This is a genomic window from Flavobacterium myungsuense (genome assembly GCF_042677265.1).
Lineage (GTDB): Bacteria > Bacteroidota > Bacteroidia > Flavobacteriales > Flavobacteriaceae > Flavobacterium > Flavobacterium myungsuense.
In genome coordinates this window covers 1-618 of the sequence record NZ_JBHTIZ010000029.1, presented here as the reverse complement: position 1 = coordinate 618, position 618 = coordinate 1, and the positions used below count along the sequence as shown (strand labels likewise).

Annotated in this window: 1 protein-coding gene; it reads left to right on the top strand. The window is 29.1% G+C overall.

Annotated elements, in window-relative coordinates; translation table 11 throughout:
• On the top strand, nt 1-618 hold a 618-nt coding region (locus ACFQ0S_RS11520), incomplete at both ends, for an IS982 family transposase (protein WP_379819094.1).

Here is a 618-nt window from a genome sequence, read left to right as displayed (position 1 = left end):
GTTCAATAAAAGAAGACGAAAATTATTTTTATTTTTAGAAGAAGTAAGGACAAAATTAGCTTCACGTTTTCTAGAGTTTGAAGATTATTTTGTTGTAGATAGTATGCCTTTGGAGATATGCAAATTTGCTCGTCATAGGAGAATTAAAATCTGTAAAAAAGAGTTTGAAACGGCTCCTTCAAAAGGGTTTTGTGCTTCTCAAAACAATTGGTTTTACGGGTATAAATTGCACGGAGTTTGTTCTGTAAATGGAGTTTTTCATTCATTAGATATTACAAAAGCAGAAGTTCATGACATTCATTTTTTGAAAAACATAAAACAACAAATGTCTGATTGTGTGATTCTTGGCGATAGAGGTTACTTGTCTCAAAGTATTCAATTAGATTTATTTCAAACGGCAAATATCAAATTAGAAACGCCAAGAAGAGCTAATCAAAAAGATTATAAGCCGCAACCTTATATCTTTAGAAAATCAAGAAAAAGAATTGAAACATTATTTTCACAATTATGCGACCAATTCAGAATTAGAAATAATTATGCTAAATCTTTTGAGGGTTTTAAAACAAGAATTTTAGCGAAAATAACAGCATTAACTTTGGTTCAGTATATCAATAAATT